Origin of the sequence: Mesorhizobium sp. C120A (genome assembly GCF_030323105.1) — a bacterium.
In the GTDB taxonomy this organism is placed as follows: domain Bacteria; phylum Pseudomonadota; class Alphaproteobacteria; order Rhizobiales; family Rhizobiaceae; genus Mesorhizobium.
This window is the reverse complement of the sequence record NZ_CP100476.1, coordinates 2,150,800-2,177,226: the sequence shown is the minus strand read 5'-3', so window position 1 is coordinate 2,177,226 and position 26,427 is coordinate 2,150,800. Positions and strand designations below refer to the sequence as shown.

At 63.9% G+C, this 26,427-nt stretch carries 23 protein-coding genes; 14 read left to right on the top strand and 9 right to left on the bottom strand.

Features of this window, described 5'->3' with window-relative positions:
* Positions 1 to 41 precede the first annotated feature (41 nt).
* Genes NL532_RS10645 through NL532_RS10630 form a run of 4 tightly spaced genes read left to right on the top strand, consistent with a single transcriptional unit; the run spans position 42 to position 6,871 of the window.
* On the top strand, positions 42 to 1,046 hold the full coding sequence (locus tag NL532_RS10645; protein ID WP_023705921.1) for an AAA family ATPase: 1,005 nt from the start codon (positions 42 to 44) through the stop codon (positions 1,044 to 1,046).
* A complete protein-coding gene (locus NL532_RS10640) occupies positions 1,046 to 1,960 on the top strand; it encodes a DUF58 domain-containing protein (protein WP_023823398.1) in 915 nt (304 codons plus the stop codon). Before NL532_RS10645 ends, NL532_RS10640 begins: the two co-directional genes overlap by 1 nt.
* Positions 1,957 to 4,782, top strand: coding sequence for a DUF4159 domain-containing protein (locus tag NL532_RS10635; RefSeq protein ID WP_023828126.1), 2,826 nt, complete (start codon positions 1,957 to 1,959; stop codon positions 4,780 to 4,782). The genes NL532_RS10640 and NL532_RS10635 overlap by 4 nt, the downstream gene beginning before the upstream one ends.
* 4 nt (positions 4,783 to 4,786) lie before the next feature.
* Positions 4,787 to 6,871 carry a membrane protein gene (locus tag NL532_RS10630; protein ID WP_023828127.1) on the top strand — a complete coding sequence of 695 codons (2,085 nt, stop codon included), beginning with the start codon at positions 4,787 to 4,789 and terminating at the stop codon, positions 6,869 to 6,871.
* Positions 6,872 to 6,915: 44 nt separating this feature from the next.
* Here the strand turns inward: NL532_RS10630 and clpS are convergent, their stop codons facing one another.
* The 4 genes from clpS to NL532_RS10610 all read right to left on the bottom strand — a co-directional run bounded on the left by clpS (position 6,916) and on the right by NL532_RS10610 (position 8,429).
* Complete coding sequence (clpS, locus tag NL532_RS10625; protein WP_023734979.1) at positions 6,916 to 7,221, bottom strand: ATP-dependent Clp protease adapter ClpS; 306 nt, start codon at positions 7,219 to 7,221, stop codon at positions 6,916 to 6,918.
* 133 nt (positions 7,222 to 7,354) lie between these two features.
* Positions 7,355 to 7,702, bottom strand: coding sequence for a hypothetical protein (locus NL532_RS10620; RefSeq protein ID WP_023828128.1), 348 nt, complete (start codon positions 7,700 to 7,702; stop codon positions 7,355 to 7,357).
* Between the two features lie 154 nt (positions 7,703 to 7,856).
* Positions 7,857 to 8,087: a hypothetical protein gene (locus NL532_RS10615; RefSeq protein WP_023670004.1), complete on the bottom strand. Its 231-nt coding sequence runs from the start codon at positions 8,085 to 8,087 to the stop codon at positions 7,857 to 7,859.
* A 39-nt stretch (positions 8,088 to 8,126) separates the two neighbouring features.
* Complete coding sequence (locus NL532_RS10610) at positions 8,127 to 8,429, bottom strand: hypothetical protein (RefSeq protein ID WP_023828129.1); 303 nt, start codon at positions 8,427 to 8,429, stop codon at positions 8,127 to 8,129.
* A gap of 258 nt (positions 8,430 to 8,687) precedes the next feature.
* On the opposite strand from NL532_RS10610, the gene NL532_RS10605 reads away from it, so the two are divergent.
* The 3 genes from NL532_RS10605 (at position 8,688) to NL532_RS10595 (ending at position 11,308) form a co-directional block, all read left to right on the top strand.
* On the top strand, positions 8,688 to 9,404 hold the full coding sequence (locus NL532_RS10605; protein WP_023670002.1) for a response regulator: 717 nt from the start codon (positions 8,688 to 8,690) through the stop codon (positions 9,402 to 9,404).
* The gene (locus NL532_RS10600) at positions 9,401 to 10,810 is read left to right on the top strand and encodes an ATP-binding protein (RefSeq protein WP_023670001.1); all 1,410 of its coding nucleotides are present in this window, start codon (positions 9,401 to 9,403) and stop codon (positions 10,808 to 10,810) included. The genes NL532_RS10605 and NL532_RS10600 overlap by 4 nt, the downstream gene beginning before the upstream one ends.
* Positions 10,811 to 10,903: 93 nt before the next feature.
* Positions 10,904 to 11,308 carry a YciI family protein gene (locus tag NL532_RS10595; RefSeq protein ID WP_023828130.1) on the top strand — a complete coding sequence of 135 codons (405 nt, stop codon included), beginning with the start codon at positions 10,904 to 10,906 and terminating at the stop codon, positions 11,306 to 11,308.
* An 18-nt stretch (positions 11,309 to 11,326) separates the two neighbouring features.
* On the opposite strand, the gene NL532_RS10590 is transcribed toward NL532_RS10595, so the two are convergent.
* Together NL532_RS10590 and NL532_RS10585 are read right to left on the bottom strand one after the other, a co-directional pair.
* The gene (locus NL532_RS10590) at positions 11,327 to 12,802 is read right to left on the bottom strand and encodes a pyridoxal phosphate-dependent decarboxylase family protein (RefSeq protein ID WP_023828131.1); all 1,476 of its coding nucleotides are present in this window, start codon (positions 12,800 to 12,802) and stop codon (positions 11,327 to 11,329) included.
* A gap of 19 nt (positions 12,803 to 12,821) precedes the next feature.
* Complete coding sequence (locus NL532_RS10585; RefSeq protein WP_023691604.1) at positions 12,822 to 13,907, bottom strand: PLP-dependent cysteine synthase family protein; 1,086 nt, start codon at positions 13,905 to 13,907, stop codon at positions 12,822 to 12,824.
* Positions 13,908 to 14,122: 215 nt separating this feature from the next.
* Between NL532_RS10585 and NL532_RS10580 the strand changes: the two genes are divergently transcribed.
* On the top strand, positions 14,123 to 16,138 hold the full coding sequence (locus NL532_RS10580; RefSeq protein WP_031202626.1) for a transcriptional regulator: 2,016 nt from the start codon (positions 14,123 to 14,125) through the stop codon (positions 16,136 to 16,138).
* A gap of 97 nt (positions 16,139 to 16,235) precedes the next feature.
* Here the strand turns inward: NL532_RS10580 and choV are convergent, their stop codons facing one another.
* From choV to NL532_RS10565, 3 genes are all read right to left on the bottom strand, one after another.
* Positions 16,236 to 17,417, bottom strand: coding sequence for a choline ABC transporter ATP-binding protein (choV, locus tag NL532_RS10575; protein WP_023669996.1), 1,182 nt, complete (start codon positions 17,415 to 17,417; stop codon positions 16,236 to 16,238).
* Positions 17,414 to 18,268, bottom strand: coding sequence for a choline ABC transporter permease subunit (choW, locus tag NL532_RS10570; protein ID WP_023669995.1), 855 nt, complete (start codon positions 18,266 to 18,268; stop codon positions 17,414 to 17,416). The genes choV and choW overlap by 4 nt, the downstream gene beginning before the upstream one ends.
* 136 nt (positions 18,269 to 18,404) lie before the next feature.
* Positions 18,405 to 19,340 (bottom strand): choline ABC transporter substrate-binding protein, encoded by a 936-nt coding sequence (locus tag NL532_RS10565; RefSeq protein ID WP_023686157.1) that lies wholly within the window; start codon positions 19,338 to 19,340, stop codon positions 18,405 to 18,407.
* 237 nt (positions 19,341 to 19,577) lie between these two features.
* Between NL532_RS10565 and NL532_RS10560 the strand changes: the two genes are divergently transcribed.
* The 6 genes from NL532_RS10560 to NL532_RS10535 all read left to right on the top strand — a co-directional run bounded on the left by NL532_RS10560 (position 19,578) and on the right by NL532_RS10535 (position 26,369).
* A complete protein-coding gene (locus NL532_RS10560) occupies positions 19,578 to 20,189 on the top strand; it encodes a thymidine kinase (RefSeq protein WP_023828133.1) in 612 nt (203 codons plus the stop codon).
* A 14-nt stretch (positions 20,190 to 20,203) separates the two neighbouring features.
* A complete protein-coding gene (locus NL532_RS10555; protein ID WP_023828134.1) occupies positions 20,204 to 21,382 on the top strand; it encodes a glycosyltransferase in 1,179 nt (392 codons plus the stop codon).
* An 86-nt stretch (positions 21,383 to 21,468) separates the two neighbouring features.
* A complete protein-coding gene (locus NL532_RS10550) occupies positions 21,469 to 21,852 on the top strand; it encodes a c-type cytochrome (RefSeq protein WP_023737794.1) in 384 nt (127 codons plus the stop codon).
* A 320-nt stretch (positions 21,853 to 22,172) separates the two neighbouring features.
* Positions 22,173 to 23,261 carry a hypothetical protein gene (locus NL532_RS10545; RefSeq protein ID WP_023669990.1) on the top strand — a complete coding sequence of 363 codons (1,089 nt, stop codon included), beginning with the start codon at positions 22,173 to 22,175 and terminating at the stop codon, positions 23,259 to 23,261.
* A 27-nt stretch (positions 23,262 to 23,288) separates the two neighbouring features.
* Positions 23,289 to 24,434 (top strand): hypothetical protein, encoded by a 1,146-nt coding sequence (locus NL532_RS10540; RefSeq protein ID WP_023669989.1) that lies wholly within the window; start codon positions 23,289 to 23,291, stop codon positions 24,432 to 24,434.
* Between the two features lie 24 nt (positions 24,435 to 24,458).
* Positions 24,459 to 26,369, top strand: a complete 1,911-nt coding sequence (locus NL532_RS10535; protein WP_023828135.1) for an AAA family ATPase — start codon at positions 24,459 to 24,461, stop codon at positions 26,367 to 26,369.
* The last annotated feature ends 58 nt before the right edge of the window (positions 26,370 to 26,427 follow it).

Sequence of the window (26,427 nt, the reverse complement as noted above, 5' to 3'; positions counted from 1 at the left end):
ACAGTGCAAGCCGGTACTTCCAGCACAAGGATCGATGCGGCATGAGCGTAATGGTCAAGGAAAGCCCAATCAGCGAAAAGGACATGATCGCCCAGGCCGAGACGGCGCTGGCCGATATTTCCAGGGTGCGCGACGGCGTCGGCCGCGTCATTTTCGGCCAGGAAGTGGTGGTCGAGCGCACGCTGGTGGCGCTGCTTGCCGGCGGCCATGCGCTGCTGGTCGGCGTGCCCGGCCTTGCCAAGACCAAGCTGGTCGAAACGCTCGGTGTCGTGCTCGGCCTCGATTCGCGCCGCATCCAGTTCACACCCGACCTGATGCCGTCGGACATTCTCGGCTCAGAGGTGATGGAGCAGGACGAGGCCGGCCGGCGCTCCTTCCGCTTCATCTCCGGCCCGATCTTCGCGCAATTGCTGATGGCCGACGAGATCAACCGCGCCTCGCCGCGCACCCAGTCGGCGCTGCTGCAGGCGATGCAGGAATATCACGTCACCATCGCCGGCATTCGCCACGACCTGCCCGCGCCCTTCCATGTGCTGGCGACGCAAAACCCGCTGGAGCAGGAAGGCACCTACCCCCTGCCCGAAGCGCAACTCGACCGCTTCCTGATGCAGGTCGATATCCTTTATCCTGAAATCGAGGCCGAGCGGCGCATCCTGCTCGAAACCACCGGCATCGAGGACGCCAAGGCGCAAAACGTCCTGCAGCCGGCGCGGCTGAGGGAAATCCAGACGCTGATCCGCCGTATGCCGGTGCCCGAAAGCGTCGTCGACGCCATCCTCAAACTGGTGCGTTCGGCGCGTCCCGGCCAGGGCAATGCCGAGACCGACAAGCATGTCGCCTGGGGTCCCGGCCCGCGCGCCAGCCAGGCGCTGACGCTGTGCGCCCGTGCGCGCGCGCTTTATGACGGGCGGCTGGCGCCGTCGGTGGACGATATCCGCGCGCTGGCCGAACCGGTGCTGCAGCACCGCATGGCGCTGACCTTTGCCGCCCGCGCCGAGGGCACGACCGTGCGCGACGTGGTAGCGAAACTGGCCAAAGGAATCTGATGGCGCGTATCGGCGAAGTCCAGGCACCGGCAGCGACGCGCGACGCGCTCGCCAGGGGCCGGTTGCGGGCTTCGCTGGTGCCGGACCTGCTGGTCGAGGCACGCCGTATCGTCAATACGGTAATTGCCGGCTGGCATGGCCGCCGCAAGCGCGGCATCGGCGAGAATTTCTGGCAGTTCCGCCCCTATGTCGAAGGCGATTCCTCGCGCATCGACTGGCGCCGTTCGGCCCGCGACGACCACACCTATGTGCGCGACCGCGAATGGGAAGCAGCCCACACGGTGTGGCTTTGGGCCGACCCATCGCCCTCCATGCTCTACAAATCGACTGGCGCCAGCGTTTCCAAGGAATCGCGCGCGCTGGTGCTGGCACTGGCCATGGCCGAACTTTTGTCGCGCAGCGGCGAGCGCATCGCGTGGCCCGGCCTGACCGATCCGTTCACCGCCCGCAACGGCGCCGAGCGCATCGCGGCGCAATTGATGCACGCCGCCGACCCGCCGGCAAAGCCTGACCTGTCCGCCGTCCGCCGCTTCTGCGACATCGTCGTCGTCAGCGATTTCCTCGACCCGGTCGAGGAGACCATGGAATGGCTCGATGTGCTGGCGCGGCATGGCGTGCGTGCGCATCTGATCGAGGTTGCCGATCCGGCGGAGGAGACCTTTCCCTATGCCGGCCGCACCGAATTCACCGATCCCGAGACCGGCGACAAGCTGACCGCCGGCCGCGCCGAAATGCTCGGCGACGAATATCGCCTGCTCTACACCGCCCGCCGCCAGGAGCTGGCCAGCTGGTGCAAGCGCCTCGGCTGGAGCTATACCGTCAACCACACCGACCGCCTCGCTTCCGAGGCGCTGGTGCGCATCCACATGGCGATGACCGCCGATGGCGCATTCGTGGGAAGGGCCGGCGCATGAGCTGGCTGCCGCTCTCCTTTGGCGCTCCCATCGTGTTGTGGGGCCTGCTGGCGCTGCCGGTGATCTGGTGGCTGCTCAGGCTCACGCCGCCCAAGCCGCAGTCCGAAATCTTTCCGCCGCTGAAGATCCTCGCTCGCGTGCTGAAGCGCGAGGAAACGCCGCAGCAGAGCCCGTGGTGGCTGACGCTGCTGCGGCTGCTGATGGCAGCCCTTGTCGTCGCCGCTTTGGCCGAACCCGTCTTCAATCCGCGCGAAAAATTGCCGGCCGAGGGCGCCGCCCTGGCGCTGGTCATCGACAATGACTGGGCGAGTGCCGCCGACTGGGGCAAGCGCGTCGCCACCGCCCAGCGGCTGATCGCCGATGCCGGTTCGAACGGCGTACCGGTCGTCATCGCCTTCACCGCCGAAAAGCCGAACGCCGAGATCGGCCCCTTCGATGCGGCGGCTGCCCTCGACCGGCTGCGCGCCGCCAAGCCGAGGCCGATCCCGACCGACCGACCCGCTGTCTATGCCCGCGTCGCCGGCGTGCTGGAAGCCTTGCCCGGCGCCAGCGTTGCCGTTCTCGCCGACGGCCTTGCGGCAAAGGGCGACGAGGCCGCCTTCAACACACTGCTGTCGAAAAATGCCGCCCGTGTCGTCTGGGCCAATTCCGACCGGCTGGCGCTGACTGGGCTCACCGGCGCCGAGAACGAGGTCGACGGCTTCGCCCTGACCGCCATTCGCGCGCCCGGCGATCCGGCGCCGGCACAAGTCACAGCCGGCGCCTTCGACGACAAGGGCCGCCGCATCGCCGACGCGACGCTGACCTTCGCGCCGGGTGAGACCACCGCCACCGGCACGATGGCGGTGCCGTTCGAACTGCGCAACGAGTTCGCCTCGATCGCGCTCGACGGCGAACGCCAGGCAGGTGCGGTGCGCGTGCTCGACGAAAGCTCCAAGCGCCGCCGCGTCGGACTTTTATCGCAGGCCGAGGCCGACCAGGCGCAGCCGCTTCTGTCGCCGCTCTATTACATCAGGCGCGCGCTGCAGCCTTTCGCCGATCTGGTCGAACCGTCGAGCGTCGATCTCGCCGACGCCATCCCGCAGCTTCTCGACCAGAAACCGGCGATGATCGTCATGGCCGATATCGGTACCATTCCGCCGCAGGTCCATCAGCGGCTGGTCGACTGGGTCGACAATGGCGGCACGCTGGTGCGCTTTGCCGGTTCGCGGCTGGCCGCCGCCGGCAATGACGATGATCTGTTGCCGGTCAGGCTGCGCACCGGCGAGCGCTCGCTTGGCGGCGCGCTGTCATGGACAACGCCGCAAGCGGTGACCGAATTCCCGAAGAACGGCCCGTTCGCCGACCTCGCACCGCCGGCCGAGGTCACGGTGAGCCGGCAGGTGTTGGCCGAACCGACCCCGGACATCGTCGAACGCACCTGGGCAACCCTTGCCGATGGCACCCCGCTGGTGACCGGGTTGAAGAAGGGCAAGGGCACGCTGGTTCTGTTCCACATCACCCCGGAAGCGACATGGTCGACGCTGCCGATCTCCGGCAGCTTCGTCGAGATGCTGCGGCGCATCGTGCAGCTGTCGCGCAACCAGGGTGCGGCGGTCGCCAACGCTGAAGCCGCTGCTACGTCGCTGGCGCCTTATCGCATGATAGCCGCCGACGGCACTTTGGTGCCGCCGACGCCGGACGCACGACCGCTGGTCCCCGGCGCCGGCTCGCTGCCGGTGACGTTCGAGAACCCGCCCGGCCTCTATGGCTCGGAAACCGGCGTTTTCGCCCACAATCTGCTCGACCCGGCCACCGCCTTCGCGCCGCTGGTGCGCCCGCAATTCACAGTGCCGGTGACCAATATCCAGTACGCTTTCGATGAATCGCGCGACCTCAAGGGATCGCTGGTCACAGCGGCACTTGTGCTTATGCTACTCGACACGCTGGCGGTGTTCTGGATGGGCGGGCTGATGTCGCGCCGGCCGCGCCGCGCCCGCTCGGCTGCGGCAACGACGGCTGCGCTGCTGCTTGGCCTCGGCATGCTGTTTGGCCATGCCGACCTCGCCCGCGCCGACGATGCCAAGCCCGGCGATGCCGCGGCTATCGAGGATATTGCCAAGACCCGCATCGCCTATGTGCTGACCGGTGTGCCCGGTGACGATTCGATCAGCCGCGCCGGGCTCGAAGGCCTGACCCGCTTCCTGATCGAGAAGACCGCGCTCGAGCCGGGCGCGCCGGCGGGCGTCGATATCTCGAAGGACGAGCTTTCCTTCTATCCGCTGATCTACTGGCCGATCGATCCTTCCGCGCCGATGCCGAGCCAAGCCGCGATCGCCCGCATCGACGCCTATATGCAGCAGGGCGGCACGGTGCTGTTCGACACGCGCGACCAGTTCGCCAACGGCATCGGTGCGGATTCGGCGAGCCCGGCGACGGAACGGTTGCGCGACATTCTCGGCAATCTCAACGTGCCGCCGCTGGAGCCGGTGCCCGCCGACCATGTGCTGACCAAATCCTTCTTCATCCTGCCCGAATTTCCCGGCCGCTTCTCCGGCAGCCCGCTCTGGGTGGAAGCCTCGCTGGAGGCCAGCAATGCCGAGAATCGGCCGGTACGCGTCGGCGACGGCGTCTCGCCGATCCTGATCACCGCCAATGATTTTGCCGGCGCCTGGGCCGTCGACGAGAATGGTGACCCGCTTTTGCCGACCGTGCCATCGGATCCGATGCAGCGCATCTATGCGCTGCGCGCCGGCGTCAACATCATGATGTACATGCTGACCGGCAACTACAAATCCGACCAGGTGCACGTGCCGATCCTGCTCGAACGGCTGGGGCAGTAAGCCTATGAACTGGTCGATTTCCTTCGAACCGCTGCTGTCCTGGCCCTTGCTGGCTTTGGTGCTCGCACCGCTGCTGGTGCTGGCGGCTGTCGGCTTGTGGTTTCGCCAGCGCGGCGCGATCTTCCGCTTCGCGGCGCTGATTGCGCTGGGCGCAGCACTCCTCAATCCGGTCTTCCTCGATGAGGAGCGCGAGGCGCTGAAGAGCGTCGTTGCCGTCATCGTCGACCGCAGCCAGAGCCAGGATATCGGCGACCGGACCAAACAGACCGACGAAGCGCTTGCCGGTTTGCAGCAGCGCCTTGGCCGCTTCAAGCAGTTCGACGTCCGCGTCGTCGAGGCCGGCAAGTCGGAAGCCGCCGACGAGCGCACCGAGACCAAGCTTTTTGCAGCGCTTGAAGGCGCCTTCCGCGACGTGCCGCCCTCGCGCATCGGTGGCGCCATCATGATCACCGATGGCGAGGTGCATGACGCACCGGCCGCCCCCGACTTCAATGCGCCGCTGCACGCGCTGATCACCGGCAACGAGCACGAGAAGGACCGCCGCATCCGCTTCGAGAACGCGCCGCGCTTCGGCCTCGTCGGCAAGCCGCTCGACATGACCTACCGCGTCATCGCCACCGACGGCGAAACCGGCCCGGTCGATGTCCGCGTCTCGGTCAATGGCGAGCAGGTCGCGGTCGAAGAGGCGACCATCGGCCAGGCGATGCCGCTGCAGGTGACCATCCCCGGCGCCGGCCGGAACATCGTTGAACTCTCCATCGACCGCGAGCCGGGCGAACTGACCGACGCCAACAACCGCGCCATCGCGCTGATCGACGGCATCCGCGAGAACTTGCGCGTGCTTTTGGTTTCCGGCGAACCGCATGCCGGCGAGCGCACGTGGCGCAATCTGCTGAAATCCGACGCCTCGGTCGATCTCGTCCATTTCACCATTTTGCGGCCGCCGGAAAAGCAGGACGGCACGCCGATCAACGAACTGTCGCTGATCGCCTTCCCGACCCGCGAGTTGTTCGTCGAGAAGATCAAGGATTTCGATCTCATCATCTTCGACCGCTACCAGCACCGCGACGTGCTGCCGATCCTCTATTACGACTACATCTCCGAATATGTCGAAAAGGGCGGCGCGCTGCTGATTGCCGCCGGGCCGGAATATGCCGGCGACGCCTCGATCGCCCGCACCCCGCTAATGTCGTCGCTGCCGGCAATGCCGACCGGCGAAGTCATCGACAAGGCCTTCTATCCGCGCCTCACCGATCTCGGCCAGCGCCATCCGGTGACGCGCGGCCTCGACGGCTCGGCGACCGAGCCGCCGCGCTGGAGCCGCTGGTTCCGCACCATCGGCGTGCAGAACCCCGAAGGCGAAGTGGTGATGAAGGGCGCCGACAACCGCCCGCTGCTTCTGCTCGATCATAAGGGCGAAGGCCGCGTCGGCATGCTTCTGTCCGATCAGGGCTGGCTATGGGCGCGCGGCTTCGAGGGTGGCGGGCCGCATGTCCAGCTTTACCGCCGCATCGCCCACTGGCTGATGAAGGAACCTGAACTCGAGGAAGAGCGGCTGACCGCCGACGGCCGCGGCATGATGCTGGAAATCCGCCGCCAGACGATGAGCGACGATCCCGGCCCGGCGCAGGTGATCACCCCTTCGGGCAAGGCGCTGATCATCAAGCTGGAGAAGTCCGAACCCGGCGTTTTCCTGGGCAGCATCGAGACCAAGGAGATCGGCCTCTACCAGATCGGCAATGGTGACCTGACCGCACTCGCCCATGTCGGCCCGGTCAACGCGCCGGAATTCTCCGACGTCGTCTCTACCGAGGACCGGTTGAAGGCTCCGACTGAGGCCACCGGCGGCAGCGTGCGCCGGCTGGCGGCCTCCTCCACCCTTGGCCAGCTCACCGGCAGCGTCACCCTGCCCTCCATCGTCCCGGTCCGCGCCTCCGGTGCGGCCTCGGGCGCAGATTGGATCGGCCTGCGCAGCACCGACGACAGCGTGCTCAAAGCCGTCTCGCGCGTACCCCTGTTCGGCGGCTTCCTCGGCCTTTGCCTGCTGCTGCTGGCCATGGGCGCGATGTGGTACAGAGAGGGAAGGTAAGGATCCCTTCTGCCCGTCACTATACGGGGAGAAAGACGCTCAACCTACTCCTCCGGCTCCGTCGTAAACAGCAGCGGGTACCCCTTGGCCTTGGCCGCGTCGACGGCCCGTGTCGCCTTGGTCTCGGCGACATCCCTGGTGAAGACGGCAACGACGCAAACGCCGAGCCGGTGCGCGGTGATCATCACCCGGTTAGCCTGGTCTTCGCTGAGCTTGAACTCGCCCTTCAGCACCGTCACCACGAATTCGCGCGGCGTAAAATCGTCATTGATGAGGATGACCTTGTAGAGCTTCGGCCGCTCGGTCTGCGGCTTGGTCTTGGTGCGGGGTTTGGAACTGATTTCAGGCATCGGGAACCGGTATCGCGCGAGGGGTCGCTCTCACTTTGTCATGGGGGAAAGCCGTCGTCCATTTTGATCGGCGCGCCAAACCGGCTTCCCGGAAGTGCTGCCGTTCACAAATTTAGGAAGTGTATGCTGCGGTTCAACGGCCCTGGCGATTGGCGACGCGACGAGCCTGGAATTGCCGTGCGCTGGATGCCGCATCCGGCCTTGATCCGGCCGCCTTGTATTCGACCCCGGCGACCGCGAGCCAGCCGAAGAAGCAGGCCAGCGCCGCGCCGGTGATCACGGTAAGCAGTAGGCTTTGCCATGGTGTGATGTATTGCCAGCTGCTGGAGATTGCCGGTGCAAACAGCGACGGCTCCGTGCGCCCGCTCACCGGATCGGGCACCGGGCTGGCGGTAAACTGGACCAGCACCCTGACCATTGCCGAGGCGACAAGGCCGCCGATGGCCATCGAGCGCAGAATGGATGAAAGCCGCTTCTTCATGCGGGCTGTCCTACCGGACCGGCATTGCAAACGGGTTAAAGTCCTGGGTGGCCGGCACCCATCAACGGGTAATCATGCTCTCACACGACAAGGCCGCTCCAGCCGGGGGGTGCTGGAGCGGCCTTGTTACAGACAAGCCTGTTGGCTGTCTGGATCAGGCCTTCGGGGCGTCCGTCTTGACGACCTTCTTCGCCTTCTTGTGCTTCTTGACGGGCTTCTTGGCGACGACCTTCTTCACCGGGGGCTTGGCGGTCGTGGTCGCCGGAGCGGTGGTCGTGGAAGCAGCCGGAGCAGCGGTCGTGGTGGCAGCGGCATTGCCCAGAGCCGGCATTGCGAAAGCGAGAGCGACGGCGAGACCGGTGGCGGAGAGGATGGACTTTTTCATGGCTTCATTTCCTTCTTTGTGCGGGTCGAGTTTCGAGTGTCACTGAACCGGGTCGATCGGTGTCACTCCAAGCAGCTTCAAAGCGTTCGCGAGCATCCGGATACCCTGTGCCTGTTTCTTGTTGGCGCAGAACCGGTTTCCCTTTCTTTGCAGTGCTTTCGCCGCGGTGACCTGCGTTGCCGCGGCATGGGTGTCGAGGGCTTCGTCTACCTGGCGATTGAGATCGATGCAGCGCTCGCTCCTTGTGATCGGCGTCACCTTTGCGGTTGTGGCTCCGATCGCGGCTGTGACGAGCGGAATGCTGAGCAGCGCACCCATCAAGCTGATCGTGAACCTGTGCATCGGTAATGTCCGTTACTCCGGAGACTTCGCGTCGCAGCCGATGTCCTGACCGCCACGACACCCTTTATGCCCTTGATTTTTTTCGGGAGTTTTTCCGGACTATAGAATTTTGTTTCTGGATTGTTTCTGGCAAATCGGCTTTGCGGGCGATCATCGCCGCTGGCCAACATGTGGCCAGAATTCTATCGTGTGGGTGACGCCACAGAAGCAGACTCAGAAGGCAGCCGCCGACCGGCCGCCAGCAATGACAGGATAGCCGTGAAATCCGATGCGCACATACTGATCGTCGACGACGACAAGGGCATTCGCGACCTGCTTCAGGAATTCTTCCAGAAGCGCGGCCTGCGCACCACGGTTGCCGCCGACGGCGTCGAGATGGAAGACATACTGCGCCGCACGCAGGTAGACCTGATCGTGCTTGATGTGATGCTGCCAGGAAAGAGCGGGCTGGAGCTCTGCCGCGACCTGCGGGCCAGCTACTCGACGCCGATCATCATGCTGACGGCGGTGACCGAGACCACCGACCGCGTCGTCGGCCTGGAAATGGGCGCCGACGACTATGTGCCCAAACCCTTCGATCCGCGCGAGCTGCTGGCCCGTATCCGCGCCGTTTTGAGGCGCAATGGTGCTGCCGAGCCGAAGCGGGCCACCACCAAGCAGATCTATCATTTCGCCGGCTGGACGATGGACTGCTCGCGCCGCCGGCTGATGGCGCCGGGCGACGTCAGGGTCGAGCTGACGATGGCGGAGTTCAACCTGTTGCAGACCTTCGTCAAAAGCGCGCAGCGCGTCCTCACCCGTGACCAGCTCATCGAGCTTTCCGGCGGTGACAGCGACTATTCCTTCGACCGCAGCATCGACATCCTGGTCAGCCGTCTCAGGCGCAAGATGGAAGACGACCCCAAGACGCCGAAACTGATCCTGACTGTGCGCAGCGGCGGCTACCAGTTCCTGCCCGAGACCACCTCCGAATGAGACGTTTCCTGCCGCAAACCCTGCCGGTCTGGGTTTTGCTCATCGTCATTGCCGGCCTGCTGATCAGCCAGGTCGCCACGCTCTACATCGTCTCGCGCGATCGTGCCGTCGCCAATGACGAGGTCGATCTCTACCGGCTTAACGACCGCGCCTATTCGCTGGTGCAGCTGATGCATGACGACACGCCGGAGCAGCGCAAGCTGACGGCCTCCGGTCTGTTCAACGCCACCTATGCGCTCACTGTTTCGGACACGCCCGCGGTCACCTCGTCGATCGCCGGCGACGACGAACTGGCCGAGCTCGAGGACATTCTGGTCGGGCGGCTGTCGAAATTCGGCATCACCGACGCCCGCGTCCGGCGCGATCCGGCAACCCAGGCAGCCAACGCGCCTGGCGGTGTGGCCGTGACCAAGGATGTTGGCGCGGTGGAGCGCGACCTGTTATCGCTGGCGGCCAGCTTCGCCCAAAGCGACAAGCTGACGGCCTCTGTCCGCTTCGCCGACGGCCAATGGCTGAATTTCACCGAGCCCAACACGCCGGTCGGACCGATATTGAGCTTCGACAGCCTGCCGCTCTATTCGCTGATCGCGGCCCTGGTGGTGATCATGTCGATCTGGTCGCTGCGCCGGCTGACGGCGCCCTATCGGATGATGGAAACGGCGGTCAACCGGATCGGCACGGACCTGAAGAGCCCGCCGATCGCCGAGACCGGCAGCCGCGAAATCCGCGCCGCGGCCAAAGCCGTCAACGCCATGCAGGTGAGGCTGCGCGACTATGTCGAGGACCGCGAACATCTGGCCGCCGCGCTCGCCCACGATCTGCGCACGCCGCTGACCCGCATGCGGCTGCGCCTGGAACTGTTGCGCAGATCGACGGCGCGCGAGGCGCTCGCCCACGACCTCGCCGACATCGAGAGCATCGCCAGCTCCGTCATCGACTTCGCCACCTTCGAAGTCACCGAGGAGAAGAGCGAGCGGATCGATTTCTGGTCGCTGGTGGAATCGATCGCCGACAGTTTCGAGGACGTCACGTTCGACCATGACGGCGCCAGGCCGCGTGGCATGATCTGCATGGCGCGGCCGGTGGCGCTCAAGCGCTGCGTCAACAATCTGGTCCAGAATGCCGTGACCTACGGCAAGAAAGCCCATGTCAGCCTGCGGCAGTCGGACGGCACGGTCACGCTGGTTATCCGCGACGAGGGGCCGGGCATACCGCAGGCGCAGCTCGACCAGGTGTTCGGTTCCTTCGTGCGGCTGGAGCAATCGCGCAACCGCCAGACCGGCGGTCTCGGGCTAGGCCTGACCATTGCCCGCAACATTGCGCGTGCCGCCGGCGGCGATGTCAACCTGTCCAACCATCCTCGCGGCGGCCTCCTGACGGAGCTCAGCCTGCCGCTGGCGGCATAAGGCAGCAGACTAGCGTCTCGCTGGGCACCGGGGGTGGATCAACCAACCTGCCCTTGCAATAGTGCGGCCGCTCGAACAGGAGGAGATCGCCGCATGTTTTACGCCATCCTGGCCTATCACGTCGAACAGACCATCCAGTCCCTGACGCCGCAGCAGGATGCGGCGCTGATGCACGACCTGCTCGAGGTCAATGCCAGATTGACCCGCGAAGGCAAGCTCGGGCCGGCGGCAAGACTGGGCGCGACCGCCGACGCCGTCACGCTGCGTGGTCCGGGAGACGGCATCGTCATCGACGGGCCGTTTGCCGAGACCAAGGAACAATTGCTGGGTCTTTATGTCCTCGACTGCGCCACGCAGGAGGCGGCGATTGCGGCTGCGCGCGACTTGCGCCGCGTGAATCCCTCGGCAGTCTACGAAATCCGGCCGATCACATTTTACCTTCCCGGCGTGACGTTTCCCGCTACGGAGGGCGATTTAAAGGAGGCCGCCAGCGGCTGAGAACTACCCCATGGCCGGTCAGGCAGAAGCGATCTCGTTGCCCAGGCGAACCGTTTCGGCGACCAGAAGGTCGAGGTCCTCGCGCCGGGTCCGGTGGTTGTTGATCGCCACCCTCAGGCAATGCTGGCCTTGCACCGTGGTATCGGAAATGGCGGCGATGCCCTCTTCCTGCAGCGTCAGCATGATCTCGGTGTTGAGCGCCTTCGCGCGCTCGCTATCGAGACCATCCGCGCGATAGCGGAAGCAGACGATATTGATGCTGGTCGGCGCCGTCAGTTCGAGCGCTGGATCGGCCGCGATCAGGCCCGAGAGATAGTGCCCCTGCGCAATGTTCTGGTCGATCAGGCGGCCGAATTTTTCGACGCCGTGTTCTCGCAACGCCATCCACACTTTGAGTGCCTTGAAGCCGCGTGACGTCTGCAGGCCATAATCGTGCAGCCATTGGCCGGAGGCGAGGCCGCGCGGTGTCGATTCCAGATATTCCGGCGTCACCGCGAAGGTCTTGCGATGCGCCGAGGCATCCCTGACCAGCGCGCAGCCTGCCTCGAACGGAGCGTGCAGCCATTTGTGGGGGTCGAGCGCGATGGAATCGGCCCATTCGATGCCGGCGACACGACGCGCATTCTCGGGCGCGATCGCGATCAGCGCGCCGATGCAGCCGTCGACATGGAACCAGAGATCCTCCTCATGCGCCAGCTTGGCCAGTGCCTGCAGATCGTCGATGGCGCCGGTGTTGACAGTGCCGGCATTGCCGATGATGCAGGCCGGCTTGAACCCGGCCGCGCGATCTTCCGATATCGCAGTCCTCAAACCTTCAATGTCGATGCGCAGGCCGGTGTCGCTGGCAATGCGGCGCAGCGCCTTGTTGCCGAGACCGAGCGCTTCCATCCCCTTGCGGTGACAGGAATGGACCTGGTCCGAGCCATAGAAACGCAAAGGCTTTTCGATTGCTCCAACGCCGTGCTCGCGCACGTCGATGCCGGCCTTGGTGTTGCGCGCCACGGTGAGCCCGATGATGTTGGCCATCGAGCCGCCGCTGACCAGCGTACCGCTGGCCGAAGCCGGCATGCCCATCATCTGCTTGCACCAGTCGACCACCTGGCCGTCCATCAGGGCGGCGGCATGGTTGCCGCCGCCGAGATTGGAGCCCTGGATTGCCGCCAGGAAATCGCCGATCGCGCCGGTAAAATTGCTCGACCCCATATACCAGGACCAGAAGCGCGGATGGATGTTGCCCATCGGATAGGGCATCACCTTGTCCACGACATCGCCATAGATGTCGGCAAGCGGGGTCGGCGATTGCGGCAGCGAGGCGGTGAAGAAATCCCTCACATCTCCAGGCATCTCCTGCCACACCGGCCGTTGCCTGACATCGCGCAGGTAAGCGACGGCATCGTCAACGATCCGATGCGACAGGCTTTGCACATCGGCCCAGTCCGAGGGGTCAAGCGTTTCCTCGGCACTGGTAGCCGAGTGTCCAGGCATCGCGTCCATGCAATTTGCTCCCGCGTCATCATGCCGGGAACTGGCAACCGGGCGTCGAGCGCGAGAGAGCAAGCTCTTCCGCATTCATCTCGGCCTCGATGCCGTCGAACAAAGGCGTGGTCATGTAGCGTTCACCGGTATCGGGAAGCATGCACAGGATCACCGATCCGGCCGGTGCCGTGCCGGCGATCTGGCGCGCCACGGCAAAAGCCGAACCGCCGGAAATGCCGGTGAAGATGCCTTCCTGCTGCGCCAGCGCCTTGGCCCATTTCATGCCCTCCGGCCCGGCGATCGGCATCACCTCGTCATAGAAGTTGCCATCGATGGCCTCCTGCAGGACGTGCGGGATGAAATCCGGCGTCCAGCCCTGGATCGGGTGCGGTTCGAAGGACGGATGGCTGGCGGCCGGCGCTCCGCCGGCGCCACGCATCTGCGGCTTGCCGCTGCCGACAAGCTGCGCGTTGGCCGGTTCGGTGAGCACGATCCGGGTCTCAGGCCGCTCGCGGCGCAGCACCCGCGCCACGCCGGCGACGGTGCCGCCGGTGCCGTAGCCGGTGACGAAATAGTCGAGCCGCGAGCCGGCGAAATCGTTGACGATCTCGCGTCCCGTGGTTGCTTCATGGATGTCGGCGTTGGCCTTGGTCTCGAACTGGCGGGCCAGGAACCAGCCATTGGCTTCGGCCAGTTCCACCGCCTTCTTGTACATGCCGAAGCCTTTCTCGGCGCGCGGCGTCAGCACCACCTTGGCGCCCAGCATCCGCATCAGCTTGCGGCGCTCGACCGAGAAACTGTCGGCCATCGTCACCACCAGCTTGTAGCCCTTCTGCGCACAGACCATGGCAAGACCGATGCCCGTGTTGCCGCTGGTCGCCTCGACGATGGTCTGTCCCGGCTTGAGCGCGCCGGTGCGTTCACCTTCCTCGATGATGTTGAGCGCCAGCCGGTCCTTCACCGACGCAGCCGGATTGAAGAACTCGGCCTTGACGTAGATGGTCGCATGCGCCGGGCCGAGATTGTTGACGCGGATGACCGGCGTGTCGCCGACCGTGTCGAGAATGCTGTCGAAAAGGCGGCCGCGGCCTGCCGTGGTTCTGATTTTCTGCTGATGCAACATGGGTAAACTCCTGGTTCTTGCTCACGGGCCGGTTACACACCGGCGGTTTGGGCGACGAGGTTTCGACACCTTGCCGCACTACAGGTCTTTGAAGTGCCACAATGTGGAAAGCACCACATTCGGCACACAATCTGCGAGCCGGGTGTGCACTTTGTCGCGTTCGGTGATAAAACAAGGTCCGGTGGGCAAGCGTGGGAAAAGGCGTGGAAACAGGCGTGGAATCGAGCCAGGCAAGCAGCCGGAAAGGCCTGTCTCTGCGGCTTTTCGGCCCGCTGGCGATTGTGCGCGACGCCGCTCCGGTGGCCTTGCCGGCATCGCGCAAGCTGCGCGCGCTGCTGGCCTATCTGGCGCTGGCGCCCCATCCGGTCGGACGTGGCAAGCTCTGCGAGTTGCTGTGGGACGTTCCAAATGATCCCAGGGGTGAGCTTCGCTGGTGCCTGAGCAAGCTGCGGGCCGCGCTCGACGAACCGGGCCGCGGCCGGATCGTAACCGTGCATGATACGATCGTGCTTGATCTCGACGGTATCTCGGTCGACGTGCTGGATGTTGGCGCGGCAACTGCCGCAGGCATCGAAACGCTCGAGCCGACGCGACTGCAGTTGCTCTCCGACCTGTTCGTCGGCGACTTCCTCGAAGGGCTGGAGATCGACCGCAGCCCTCTCTTCAACAGCTGGCTGACCGCGCAGCGCCGCCGTCTCGGTTCCTGCCAAGCTGCTATACTGGAACATCTGGTCAAGACGCTGCCGGCCGATTCCGAAGACGTCTCCGCCCATCTCGAAAAATGGCTGGAATTGACCCCGTTCGACAGCAGCGCCCATGTCGCACTCCTGGTGAGGCTGGCGCGGCGCAGCCAGTTCGGCGCCTGCGAAGACCATCTTGCCGCTGCGGCATCGCTCTTCCAATCGGAAGAGCTGGATTTCGGCCCTGTGCGCCAGGCGTGGCTTGCCATTCGCGCGGAACGTCACTGCGCGACTTTGCCGGCACAGCCTGCGGTAGCGCCGGTGGCGGGCCACAGCCCGATCGCGCGTGCCCCCACCGAAGCCGCGGCGCCCCACAAAGCTTCGCTTGCCGTGATGCCATTTGCCGAAGATGCCGGCGGCGTTTGTGGTGGGCTGGCCGACGGCTTGACCCACGACATCATTACCCGCCTCGCCAAGCTCAGGGACTTCTTTGTAATCGCCCGGGGCTCGGTCTTTGCGCTGGCAGAAAAGAACATCGCGCCGGAAGATGCCGGCCGCAGGCTGGATGTCGACTATGTCGCCACCGGCACGGTGCGCAGCCTGACCGGCCGCCTGATCGTCACCGTCGAGCTTGTCGAGGTGCGCACGGCCAGGATCGTCTGGGCCGAGACCTTCGAGCGCAAGCCCGAGGACATCTTCATTGTCCTCGACGATATCGGCAACAGCATCGTGGCCTTCATCTCATCCGAGATAGAGATGGTCGAGCGCAACCGCGCCATGCTGAAGGCGCCCAATTCGCTCAATGCCTGGGAGGCCTACCATCGAGGACTCTGGCATATGTATCGCTTCACCCGCAGCGAAAACGAGCAGGCCAGGCATTTCTTCGGCATCGCACTGCAGCAGGATCCGACCTTTACCCGCGCCTATGCCGGCCTGTCCTTCACCCATTGGCAGAGCGCCTTCCAGCGCTGGGGCGACCGCGACCAGGACAGCGCGCTTGCCTTTGAGGCGGCCGGCCAGAGCGTTTTGGTCGACGATCATAATCCCGCCGCGCACTGGGCGATGGGCCGGGCGCTGTGGCTGCGCGGCGAGGGTGATGCGTCCGTGCTAGAACTGCAAAGAGCCGTCGACCTCAGCCCGAACTTCGCGCTTGGCCACTATGCGCTGTCCTTCGTGCATTCGCAGTCGGGCGACCCGCACGCGGCGATCGGATCGTCGGATCATTCGCGCCATCTGTCGCCGTTCGACCCGATGCTGTTCGGCATGCTGGGCGCACGCGCCATGGCGCATGTCCGCCTCGGCCAGTTCGACGAGGCGGCCGAATGGGCGCTGAAGGCGGCCGCCCGCCCCAACGCACATGTCATCATCCTGTCGATCGCCGCCCACTGCCTGGCGTTGGCTGGGCGGCTGGACGAGGCGAAAAACTTCGCCGCCGCCATCCGCAAGACGCTTCCGGATTACCGAGCCGACGACTTCATCGACACCTTCCGCTTCGACCGGGATGCCACAGCCCTGTTCAAGCTCGGCGCCACGCGCATCGGGCTGGCTTAGAGCATGATCCCAAAAAGTGGGTACCGGTTTTTGGAAAAGATCATGCTCCAACAAAGGGTTAGATCATGATGAGATTTCAACCAAATCTCATCATGATCTAGCGCCGCAACACCGCGCTCAGCACATCGCGTATCCCGATCGCGCCGACAAAGCGCGACTGGTCGTCGAACAGCGCCACGGGTGCCGTCTGCGAGCGGTGCATGGCCAGCATCACCGTCTTCAGCGAGGTCCCGGGGTTGGCCCAGAACACTTGCGCCGTCTCCTCCGGCTGCGCCTCGACATCGGCGCACGACACCCATACCGCCGGTTTGCCGTCGCGTTCCGCCGCCGCCACCAGCCCGTGCTCGTCGATCTTGAAACGCGTCGTCTTGCGCCGGTCGAGCCACACCCAGCCATTATCGCCGTGCTCGAGGTCGCGGCTGTCGCGCATGACGTTCCAGGCGGTCAGCACCGACAACGGATTCACATTGGCGATGAAGTCGCGGACATAGTCATTGGCGGGCTTGAGCACGATGTCTTCCGGCGCCCCGGTCTGCACGATGCGACCGCCCTCCATGATGGTGATGTGGGTGCCGATCTTCAGCGCCTCTTCCAGATCATGGCTGACGAAGATGATGGTCTTCTTCAGCTCCGCCTGCAGCTGCAGCAATTCGTCCTGCAGCTTGGTGCGGATCAGCGGATCGAGCGCCGAGAACGGCTCGTCCATCAGCAGGATCGGCGCCTCGGTGGCGAAGGCACGGGCCAGGCCGACGCGCTGCTGCATGCCGCCGGACAGCTCATGCGCGTATTTCTTCGACCACTGGTCGAGATTGACCAGTTTCAGCTGGCGTTGCACGCGCTCCTTGCGCTCTTGCTCCGGCACGCCGGCGAGTTCGAGGCCGAGGCCGACATTCTCCTCCACCGTACGCCAAGGCAGCAGGCCGAACTGCTGGAACACCATCGCCACCTGCTTCTGCCGCAGCCGCCGCAGCGTCGCCTGATCGCAGGTCACGACATCGACGATATTGTCGCCGTCCTTGACCAGCACCTGGCCGCGCGACACCACGTTGAGCCGGTTGACCGCCCGCAGCAGCGTCGACTTGCCCGAGCCGGACAGGCCCATCAGCACCGAGATTTCGCCCTCATGCACGGTCAGGCTGGCGCCGGCGCAACCCAGCACATTGCCGGTCTTTTCGAGGATTTCGGCGCGCGTGGCGCCGCCGTCGATCAGCGCCAGCGAACCGGCCTGGTCGGACCCGAAGACGATATCGACATTCTTGAAGTCAACGGCGACGGTCATTTCTTGCCTCCAACGCCGATACGCGTCATCCGGTCGAGCACGATGGCGAGTACGACAATCGCCAGGCCCGCCTCGAGCCCGAGATCGATGCGGCGCGAGCCGAGCGCGCGGTTGATTTCAGTGCCCAGGCCGCCGGCGCCGATGAGTGCTGCAAACACCACCATCGACAGCGACAGCATGATCGATTGCGTCAGCCCGGCCATGATGGTCGGCAGCGCTGAGGGCAATTCGACCTTCCACAGCAGCTGCTGCTTGGTGGCGCCAAACGCCTCGCCGGCCTCGATGATCGACTTCGGCACCGAGACGACGCCGAGATGGGTGAGCCGGACCGCGGTCGGGATGACGAAGATGATGGTGACGATGAGGCCGGGCGCGTTGCCGAGACCGAACAGGGTCAGGACCGGGATCAGGTAGACGAAGGTCGGCAGCGTCTGCATCAGGTCGAGCACCGGCAGCATGATGCGGTAGACCTTCGGCTTGTGCGCGGCCCAGATGCCGAGCGGCACGCCGATGGCCATCGCCATGGCGGCGGCGGCCACGACCAGCACCAGCGTCTGCACCGTCTGCTTCCAGAGGTTCTGGTTGATGATGAAGATCAGGCCGAGAAAGACGCCTATGGCCAGCGGGCGCGAGCGCTGCAGCAGCCAGGCGATGATGGCGATGATCAGCGCCAGCAGCACCGGCGGCACCATCAAAAGGATGCCAACCAGCCCGTCGAGCAGGAAATTGAGGCCATTCGAGAAGGCTCTGAACACGGTGTCGAAATTGTCGGTGAGGAAACCGAAGAACGCCTTTCCCCAGGCGCCGATCGGTATCTTGTGATCAACCATGAATTTCGAAATCGGATCCATATCGCCCCTCTCATGCGAGAGACCGCCTGCTTCCGGCCTCCGCTCTCATTAGGTCATCTTCTCACAGGATATGAAAAAGGGCAGCCTTTTCTAGATTGGCTGCCCTTCCTGGTTCGGCTTGGCCGAATTAGTCGGCTCAGCTTCCGAGCGCAGTCTTGACCGCCGCTGCCGCATCGCCGCCATCGAAGGTGGTGACGCCGGCAATCCACGGCGCAACCGCGTCAGGGTGCTTCTTCAGCCAGTCGGCTGCGACCGTGTTGGCGTCGCCGCCCTTCAGGATCGCGTCCATCATCTCGCCTTCCATGTCCAGGTTGAACTTCAGGTTGGCGATGAACTTGCCGGCATTCGGGCATTCGGTGGTGTAGCCCTTGCGCACATTGGTGTAGACGGTGGCGGCGCCGAAGCCGCTGTCGCCCATGCCGTCGAGATAGGTGAGCTTCATGGCGCCCATCACCGGATGCGGCGTCCAGCCGAGGAACGCGATCCACTCATTGTTCTTGATCGACTGCTCGGCCTGCGTCAGCATGCCGGCTTCCGAGGACTCGACCAGCTCGAAGCCTTCGAGATTGTCCTTCGGGTTCTTGATCATGTCGAGGATGATGCGGTTGCCGTCATTGCCCGCCTCGATGCCGTAAATCTTGCCGTTGAACTTGTCCTTGAACTTGCCGATGTCGGTCAGCGACTTGACGCCGGCCTCCGCGACATAGGTCGGTACGACGATGCCGTAGCCGGCGCCGGTCAGGTTGGTGCCGATCGTCTCGACCGAACCATCGGCGGTGTAGTCCTTGATGTCGTTGGTCATCGACGGCATCCAGTTGCCGAGGAAGACGTCGAGATCCTTGTTTTTCAGCGACGCCATGGTCACCGGTACCGATAGCTGGATCGTCTGCGGCTCGTAGCCGAGCGCGGTGAGCAGCACCGAAGCGACGCCGGTGGTTGCCTGGATGTCGGTCCAGCCGACATCGGAAAGGCGCACCGCCTTGCAGCTCTCCGGATCGCCGGCAAGTGCAGCGCTCGTGGACAGAAAAGTCGCCAGGCCGAGGCCGGCGACGAAGGTGTTCATACGCGACATTGGCAGTCTCCCATTGTGATTCTTTGGCGAAGCGTAGTTACGGTTTCTCTGCCCGCCTTGTTTCGTCAGCCAAACACCATTCTGGTGTGGTTTCAAGCGCTAAGACAATCACGATCAACGGCGCGGACTGGCCAAACAGCGACACGCCCGCCGCTTTTTCGATTGCAGACGGCTTTTCCCATCAAATGCAGCGGTGCCCTCTCCCCGCGCCGCGCCAACTCGGCTTAAAAGGACGGCATGGCCAAGCTCTACTTCCACTATGCGACGATGAATGCCGGCAAAACGACAATGCTGCTGCAGGCGTCCTACAATTATCGCGAACGCGGTATGACGACGATGCTGTTCGTCGCCGGCCACTACAGAAAGGGCGACACCGGGCTGATCTCGTCGCGCATCGGCCTGGAGACGGAGGCCGAGATGTTCCGCGACGGCGACGATCTCTACGCTCGCGTCGCCGAGCATCACGAACCTACGACGGTGCATTGCATCTTTGTCGACGAGGCGCAATTTCTCGAGGAAGAGCAGGTCTGGCAGCTCGCCCGTATCGCCGACCGGCTGAACATCCCGGTGATGTGCTACGGCCTGCGCACCGATTTCCAGGGCAATCTGTTTTCCGGTTCGCGAGCGCTTCTCGCCATCGCAGACGATCTGCGCGAAGTGCGCACCATCTGCCGCTGCGGCCGCAAGGCGACGATGGTCGTGCGTCTCGGCGCTGACGGCAAGGTGGCCAGACAAGGCGAACAGGTGGCGATCGGCAAGGACGTCTATATCTCGCTCTGCCGCCGCCACTGGGAAGAGGAAATGGGCCGCGCCGCGCCTGACGATTTCATTGGCTTCACCAGAGGCTGAACGGCCGGGACAACATGAAAATTCTGCAGTTCACAGTCGATTGCCCGTTTCCGCCGGTCTCCGGCGGAGAGATCCGGAACGCCGCCAATGCACGCGCCCTGGCATCGATGGGCGAGGTCCTGACGGTAAGCCTGACTGGCGCCCCGGCACCCTCCACACCGCCGAACATCCGTCACCGGATCATCGAGGCAGCGCGCGGCAGGGCGCCGTGGGGTAGGCGCGGCCCGCACCCGACCGTGCATATGATGCCGGACGACGAGCTGGCCGAGGCCGACGCCATCTGGAGGGAATTCGCGCCCGATCTCGTGGTAATCGAGGAGATCGTGCTTTCGCAGCTGCTGACGCTGGCGCCGAAGCATCGCGCGCGCACCGTCCTTGACCAGCACAACATCGATTCCCGGACGGTGTCCGACCGGATCGCCGGCCTGACGCTGTGGCAGCAAATTCGAGACTGGCGCCAAAACAGGCGAAGGAAGGCAGAGGCGCGCGAAGCCGACAGGTGTGCGGCTGCCGTGGCCGACCAGGTCTGGGTTTGTTCGCGGGCCGACGAAGCGCTTCTGTCCGCTCTCGGCCCCGTCAACGACATCAGGCTCGTCGGCAACCCCATTCCAGACGAGAGCGTGCTTTCCCTGCCGATTGCTGCCGAGCGCTTCAGTGAGCTCAGCCTGTGTTTCATCGGCCATCTAGGCTATTTCCCCAACATCGACGCCGTCAAGCAGATCGGCCGCGCGATGGCGCCGCGCCTCGCCGCTTCCGGCCGGCCCTGGTCGATCACCGTCGCCGGCAGAAACCCGCGCGATGTCGTGCGCGGTCTATGCACCAGGCATGGTCTGCGGTTGATCGAGAACCCGCCGCATCTGCCGGAATTGCTTGGCCGCGCCGGCTATGCGCCGATCCCGCTGCGCTTCGGCGGCGGAACCCGCATCAAGGTGCTGGAGGCGATGGCGGCGGGCTTGGTCGTCGCCGCCACCGAAAAGGCCGTCGAAGGGCTTGGCCTGCAGGCGGGCAGGCATTTCCTGTCCAGCGACGATGCCGGCAAGTTGGCATCGAAAATCATCGATCTCGCGACACGCCCGCAAGCGGCCGCCGAGATGGCGGAGATCGGCCGCGCTTTCGTGCGCGACAATCATTCGTCGGCGGCGATTGAAAAGCAAGTCAAGCAGGCGGTTGCGGCGATCCCGCGCACGGATTGAGCCCGGTCCGCTATCCAGCCGCCATACTGCGTTTGTTAAGGCCTGCTGCCTATTTTGCCCTCAACAAGAGCCAGCCGGGACCCGCCATGCTTCGAGCCATTTCATCAGCCCTTGTCATTTACTTGGCCGGTATCCTCGCCGCGCAGGCCGACGGCGATGCAGCACTTGGCAAGAAAGTATTCTACCGCTGCATGGCCTGTCACGAGGCGGCAAGCGACCGCGACAAGGTCGGCCCGCATCTCCTCGGTATCGTCGGCCGCACCGCCGGCACCGCCCAGAACTTCAACTATTCGCAGGCCATGAAGGACGCTGGCGCGGCCGGCCTCGTTTGGGACGAAGCCAACCTCAAAGCCTATCTCGGCGCTCCCAAGCTGAAAGTACCCGGCAACAGGATGGGCTTCTCCGGCCTGAGCAGCGACGAGGACATCGCCAACGTCATCGCCTATCTGAAGGCCGATCCGAAGCCTTGAACGGCGCGATGCGTAGCGTGATGGCGACGGCTTCCGCCAGCTGTCTCGCGCTTGCAACTCATTGAGCCCTCTGTCGAATTCAGCACACCCACACTGTCCGAGATCGACTTCTTCGCAGCCGTCAAAGTTCATGACAATTGAACAATACTTGGCCGGCTGGTTAATCACGCCATGACCCCGCCTTCATTGCCTTTCAAGACGACCAGGCATTTTTTTGTTTTCGGGGCGGGTCTTGTCTTGCGTCTTTCAATCCCCTGTTACCCCACATATATTCGCCGCTGTTCGCAGCCAGCGACCGGAAGCCGAAGCGGGAGGCCCCTATGGCGACATTGCAGAATTTCGATGCCGAAATTGCCAAGACCAGGCAGGTCGTGCAGGACATGCGCTCCAAGATCGAGCAGTCGGGCACGGTGCTTGATACGCTGGCCACCGCCGACAAGAAGATCGGCGACGCCAATTTCGACATCGAGAATGCCCGCATCGAGGACGTGCTGAAGCAGCAGAAGGTGATGGAAGGCAACATTGCCGACCTGATCATCGGGCTGGAAGACGCCACCAACGTCTTCGGCACCGAATTCGAGAGCATGAAGAACTACACCGGCTGGGAAAGCTTCGTCGGCGTCTTCTCGGCGCAACGCAAGCAGCGCATGCGCACCGACCGCGTCCGCAACATGTCGCTGGCCGGCAATCTGCAGGAGCTTCTGGTCAAGTCCGACACCATCGTCGGCATCCTGAAAGCGCAGAAAGAGGTCCTCGACCAGCGCTACAAGACCTCGGAAAACAGCCTGTCGCAGGTGATCGAGCGCCGCAAGGTCACCATGACCAACCTCGAGGCGGTGCAGAAGCGCATCGAGGAGGTCAATCCGCTGCTGCTCGACATCGAAAACAAGATCGCCGCTTCTACCAGTCAGAAGGAGCGCACGCAGCTTGAGGGCGAGCGCTCGAAACTGGCGACCGAATACAATGAAAAGCAGGCCAAGGAGCAGGAGCTTCTGGCCGAAAGCCAGACGCTGGAACGCTACACCTCGATGTTCCAGACCTTCGTCGATTCGCTCAACAATCAGATCGCAGCGCAGTCGACGCTGATCAACAAGCTGACAATCGATACCGAGCAGCGCATCGTGCTCTACAAGGCACTGGAAGATTCCTTGAAGACCGCCGCCCAGCAGGATGTCGCCCACAAGATCAACACGCTGGGCAGCCAGGTTGACAACACCGCCGAAGAGACCATGGCCGGCATTGGCGCCGCCTCGCAAAAGCACATCGGCGATCTCCTCGAAATGCACGAGAAGAACATGGTCGCCAGCTCCGACATCCAGCGCCGCAAGAAGCTCGCCGACGACGCCTTCGCCCGCCGTTTCGACGACGTGATGAAGAAGCACAATTCGGCCAACTACGTGCAGTCGTAAGGAGCGGCTGCACGCGGGCACACCGGCATGACTCCCGAAAACGAAGCGGCGGCGCGCTATTTTTCCGCCATCACGGCGGCACTCAGCGGCCTCGAAGTGTTCATGCGCGACGACCGCTCGCCGCTTTACCGGCACGGCATCGTCGCCAAGATTGTCGCCGAATACATTGCCCGGCTGGACAAATCGTTTTCCTGCTGGCGCAACCGGCTCGGCTTCATGGACACGTTCCGCATTTCGCGCGCCGACAGCGGCTATCCCGTCTTCCAGAACCTGCTCGAACTGGAAAACGACCGCCGCCAGGCCGAGGCGCGGCTGGCCAACATTCCGCTGGCCGGCGAATTGCGCGAGGAAATGGCCGACTTCATCCTGCGCCACAAGGAATTCCCCGAAGCGCTGCAGAAGTCGATGGCCGAGCGGCTCTATCTCGAGGACGTCAAGAGCGAACAGACTTTTGGCCCGTTCTCGCTGGCGCAGACGGCCAAGGTCTCGGTCAATCCAAAGACCGGGCGCCCCTATTACCTCGTGCACTGGGCGAGCTTCGACGGCAGCGCCAACCTGCCGCTGGTCTACATGGTGACGGTGGAGGATTCCTCCGAAAGCATGATCCGGCAGCTCGTTGACAGCAGCGGCAAGCTCAATGAACGGGTCGACATCCCGCTGCCGGTGGACGGCCTGCTCAACCCCGAACTCGCCCATCGCTTCGACGATTTCACCGAGAAGAATTCCGCCTACACGCTTTCGCCCGCAACGATTGCGGTCAATCTCGACAAGGATTTCGAGCCGCTGCACCCTAAGCAGCTGCGCCGCGTCGTGCTCGGCCCCTTTTATTCCGCAGGCATTACGGACAACAATTCGACCGTGACCGAGGTGCTGGCCAAGGTGCGCAAACCGGAAAATGCCTGGCTGCTCACCTGGACCATCCAGGAGGTCTACTCCAAGGGCGAGAAACCCGGCCGCAAGGGCCTGTTTTCGAGCGAGAAGACCACGCAGGAATTCTTTATCAACACCGACGATCTCGAAGCCGCGCGCCAGGGTGTGTCGAGCTACGAGAACCACGCCCTGATCCCGCACGAAGCCTATCAAGCACTCTACGCCGCCGGCGAAGCTCAAAAGATCTTTTCCGGCTACAAGGTTCACATCCTGTCAAATGGGCAGGTGATTTCAGATGTCTGACCGTCACATCGCGGAGCATCCTTCATGGACACCGGCCTGACCACCATTCCGGAAGCGGCTATCGAAAAGCACCGCGCAACCGCGCAAAGCTTCATCACTCGCGTCGTCGTGCTGGAGGATCCTTCACGCGAATCCGGCACCGCGCTTGCCGGCACCAACCGCCGCTTCGTCTCCACCGTCTCGGTCGGCTCGGTGCGCCGCACACGCGAGGTCGAGCTTACCAAGACCGTCGCCGCGATCCATCCCGACGACCAGTTGATGAGCATCCCGCAGCACACGCTTTTGTTTCGCGCCCGCCGCGGCCTGGCGATTGCGCTCGCCATTTCCGATGTCTTCGCCGAAGGCTCCGACCTTGAAAGCCTGCAGGCCAAGAACACCCGCGCACCGCTCGAAGGCGATGAAGCCGCGACCTTCAAGAAGCTTCTGTCAGCCTCTGCTTACGTTTCGGCCTTCAGCCTTGCCTCCTATCTGTTCCAGCTGATCGACAGCGATGGCGAGGCGCCCAACGATATCCCCGAACCCGACTTCCTGTTCGACACGCCGCAGGACGCGGTGAAGTCGATCGTGGCTGGGTTGGACAGGGCGATCACCGGGTCGAAGGACGATGGCGACCTGACGACCCGGGCGCGTGCTTTCGCCCGTGTTGCCATTGATGGGCTGCTGGCCCGCAAGGGCCGCTTCGACGGCATCGGCCCGTTCGAGAACGCCCATATCCGCATCGACGCCGACGATTTCACCCTCGACGGCTTCGACGTCGCGCCCGGCAAGCGCTCCAAGCCGCTGGTGATGACCTTCAAGAAGCCCGAAGAGGTCGTCGGCAACCACATCGCCAAATACCAGTCGGTCAAGCTCGCCAAGATGCTGATGGCCTATGATTTCGAGCGCGAGCTGAACCCGTTCGTCGAGCTCGGCGGCTTCCTCTTCACCTTCATCGGCGATGGCGCGCCGGGCACCGGCAAGACGACGCTGATCCAGATGATCGCCGGCCTCGTAAACGGCTATTGCCAGGTTGCCGGCTATCCCTTCGCCTATGAGAATTTCGGCGTCGACCAGATCTCGTCCTACCAGGGCAAATCCGGCCAGAACTGCCGCCAGTTCATCAACAATGTCTTGAACCCACGCGTCATCGGCTTCGGCACCGTCGACGACATCGACCAGGTGGCGGCCCGCCGCTCCGACGACCGCGCCTCGGCCGGCCAACAGGAAATCACCGGCGTCTTGATGGACGCCTTTGCCGGCGCCGGCACGGTGGTGCGCGGCAATTGCTCGTTCGGCATGTTTTCCAACTATCCCGAAAATGTCGACGATGCGCTGCGCCAGCGCGCCGGCGCCCGCTGGCTGGTCGACGGCCCACAGAGCCGCGACGACTATATCGACATCTTCGTCCTGCTTGCCGGCAAGAACCACAAGATCCCACTCGGCGACCACAAGCTCTACGCCGCGCAGGAGATCCAGCGCGCGGTGACCGAAGCCTATGAGGAGCACGAGAAGCCTCAGGAAGACGGGCTGATGAAGGTCTATGAGCGCTACATGAAGGAGAATGGCGCGCCGAAATCGATGGCCGACATCGGCACTTATCTGCACCTGATCAAGGATGCCGAGCCGCGCTTCACCGGCCGAGCCATCAAGAACGTCACCGACGCCATCAAAATGCGCGCCATGGACATCGAGCTGCCCGACGACTGGTTCGAGAAGCCGGAAGCCTTCATGCACAAGGGTTACAACGAAAAGAAAGCCATGATCGAGGAACTGCGTGGGCCGTTCTCGATGGACATGGTCATGCAGGAGATCAACCGCTACGCCGACTCGGAGTTCCGCTATTCCGACAAATCCGACGACGCCGCGGTGGAGAAGCTGCTGCGCGACGCACGCCTGCGCGAACGGGCGGGGCGCGAGATGGAGGAGATGAAGAAGAAGGGGCTCTGGAATGCGTGAGCTTCCTTCGCTGCCCGCGGGTGCTGAAAGGCTTGGCGCTAACGCTGACGCCCCCCTC

Excerpts from the sequence above, each read along its gene's own strand:
- NL532_RS10560 (WP_023828133.1), top strand. The coding sequence starts at position 19,578 with ATGGCCAAGCTCTACTTCCACTATGCGACGATGAATGCCGGCAAAACG.
- NL532_RS10645 (WP_023705921.1), top strand. The coding sequence starts at position 42 with ATGAGCGTAATGGTCAAGGAAAGCCCAATCAGCGAAAAGGACATGATC.
- NL532_RS10630 (WP_023828127.1), top strand. The coding sequence starts at position 4,787 with ATGAACTGGTCGATTTCCTTCGAACCGCTGCTGTCCTGGCCCTTGCTG.
- NL532_RS10545 (WP_023669990.1), top strand. The coding sequence starts at position 22,173 with ATGGCGACATTGCAGAATTTCGATGCCGAAATTGCCAAGACCAGGCAG.
- NL532_RS10615 (WP_023670004.1), bottom strand. The coding sequence starts at position 8,087 with ATGAAAAAGTCCATCCTCTCCGCCACCGGTCTCGCCGTCGCTCTCGCT.
- NL532_RS10635 (WP_023828126.1), top strand. The coding sequence starts at position 1,957 with ATGAGCTGGCTGCCGCTCTCCTTTGGCGCTCCCATCGTGTTGTGGGGC.
- NL532_RS10550 (WP_023737794.1), top strand. The coding sequence starts at position 21,469 with ATGCTTCGAGCCATTTCATCAGCCCTTGTCATTTACTTGGCCGGTATC.
- NL532_RS10640 (WP_023823398.1), top strand. The coding sequence starts at position 1,046 with ATGGCGCGTATCGGCGAAGTCCAGGCACCGGCAGCGACGCGCGACGCG.
- NL532_RS10535 (WP_023828135.1), top strand. The coding sequence starts at position 24,459 with ATGGACACCGGCCTGACCACCATTCCGGAAGCGGCTATCGAAAAGCAC.
- clpS (WP_023734979.1), bottom strand. The coding sequence starts at position 7,221 with ATGCCTGAAATCAGTTCCAAACCCCGCACCAAGACCAAGCCGCAGACC.
- NL532_RS10555 (WP_023828134.1), top strand. The coding sequence starts at position 20,204 with ATGAAAATTCTGCAGTTCACAGTCGATTGCCCGTTTCCGCCGGTCTCC.
- NL532_RS10600 (WP_023670001.1), top strand. The coding sequence starts at position 9,401 with ATGAGACGTTTCCTGCCGCAAACCCTGCCGGTCTGGGTTTTGCTCATC.
- NL532_RS10595 (WP_023828130.1), top strand. The coding sequence starts at position 10,904 with ATGTTTTACGCCATCCTGGCCTATCACGTCGAACAGACCATCCAGTCC.
- NL532_RS10610 (WP_023828129.1), bottom strand. The coding sequence starts at position 8,429 with ATGCACAGGTTCACGATCAGCTTGATGGGTGCGCTGCTCAGCATTCCG.
- NL532_RS10565 (WP_023686157.1), bottom strand. The coding sequence starts at position 19,340 with ATGTCGCGTATGAACACCTTCGTCGCCGGCCTCGGCCTGGCGACTTTT.
- NL532_RS10590 (WP_023828131.1), bottom strand. The coding sequence starts at position 12,802 with ATGGACGCGATGCCTGGACACTCGGCTACCAGTGCCGAGGAAACGCTT.
- NL532_RS10585 (WP_023691604.1), bottom strand. The coding sequence starts at position 13,907 with ATGTTGCATCAGCAGAAAATCAGAACCACGGCAGGCCGCGGCCGCCTT.
- choW (WP_023669995.1), bottom strand. The coding sequence starts at position 18,268 with ATGGATCCGATTTCGAAATTCATGGTTGATCACAAGATACCGATCGGC.
- NL532_RS10620 (WP_023828128.1), bottom strand. The coding sequence starts at position 7,702 with ATGAAGAAGCGGCTTTCATCCATTCTGCGCTCGATGGCCATCGGCGGC.
- choV (WP_023669996.1), bottom strand. The coding sequence starts at position 17,417 with ATGACCGTCGCCGTTGACTTCAAGAATGTCGATATCGTCTTCGGGTCC.
- NL532_RS10540 (WP_023669989.1), top strand. The coding sequence starts at position 23,289 with ATGACTCCCGAAAACGAAGCGGCGGCGCGCTATTTTTCCGCCATCACG.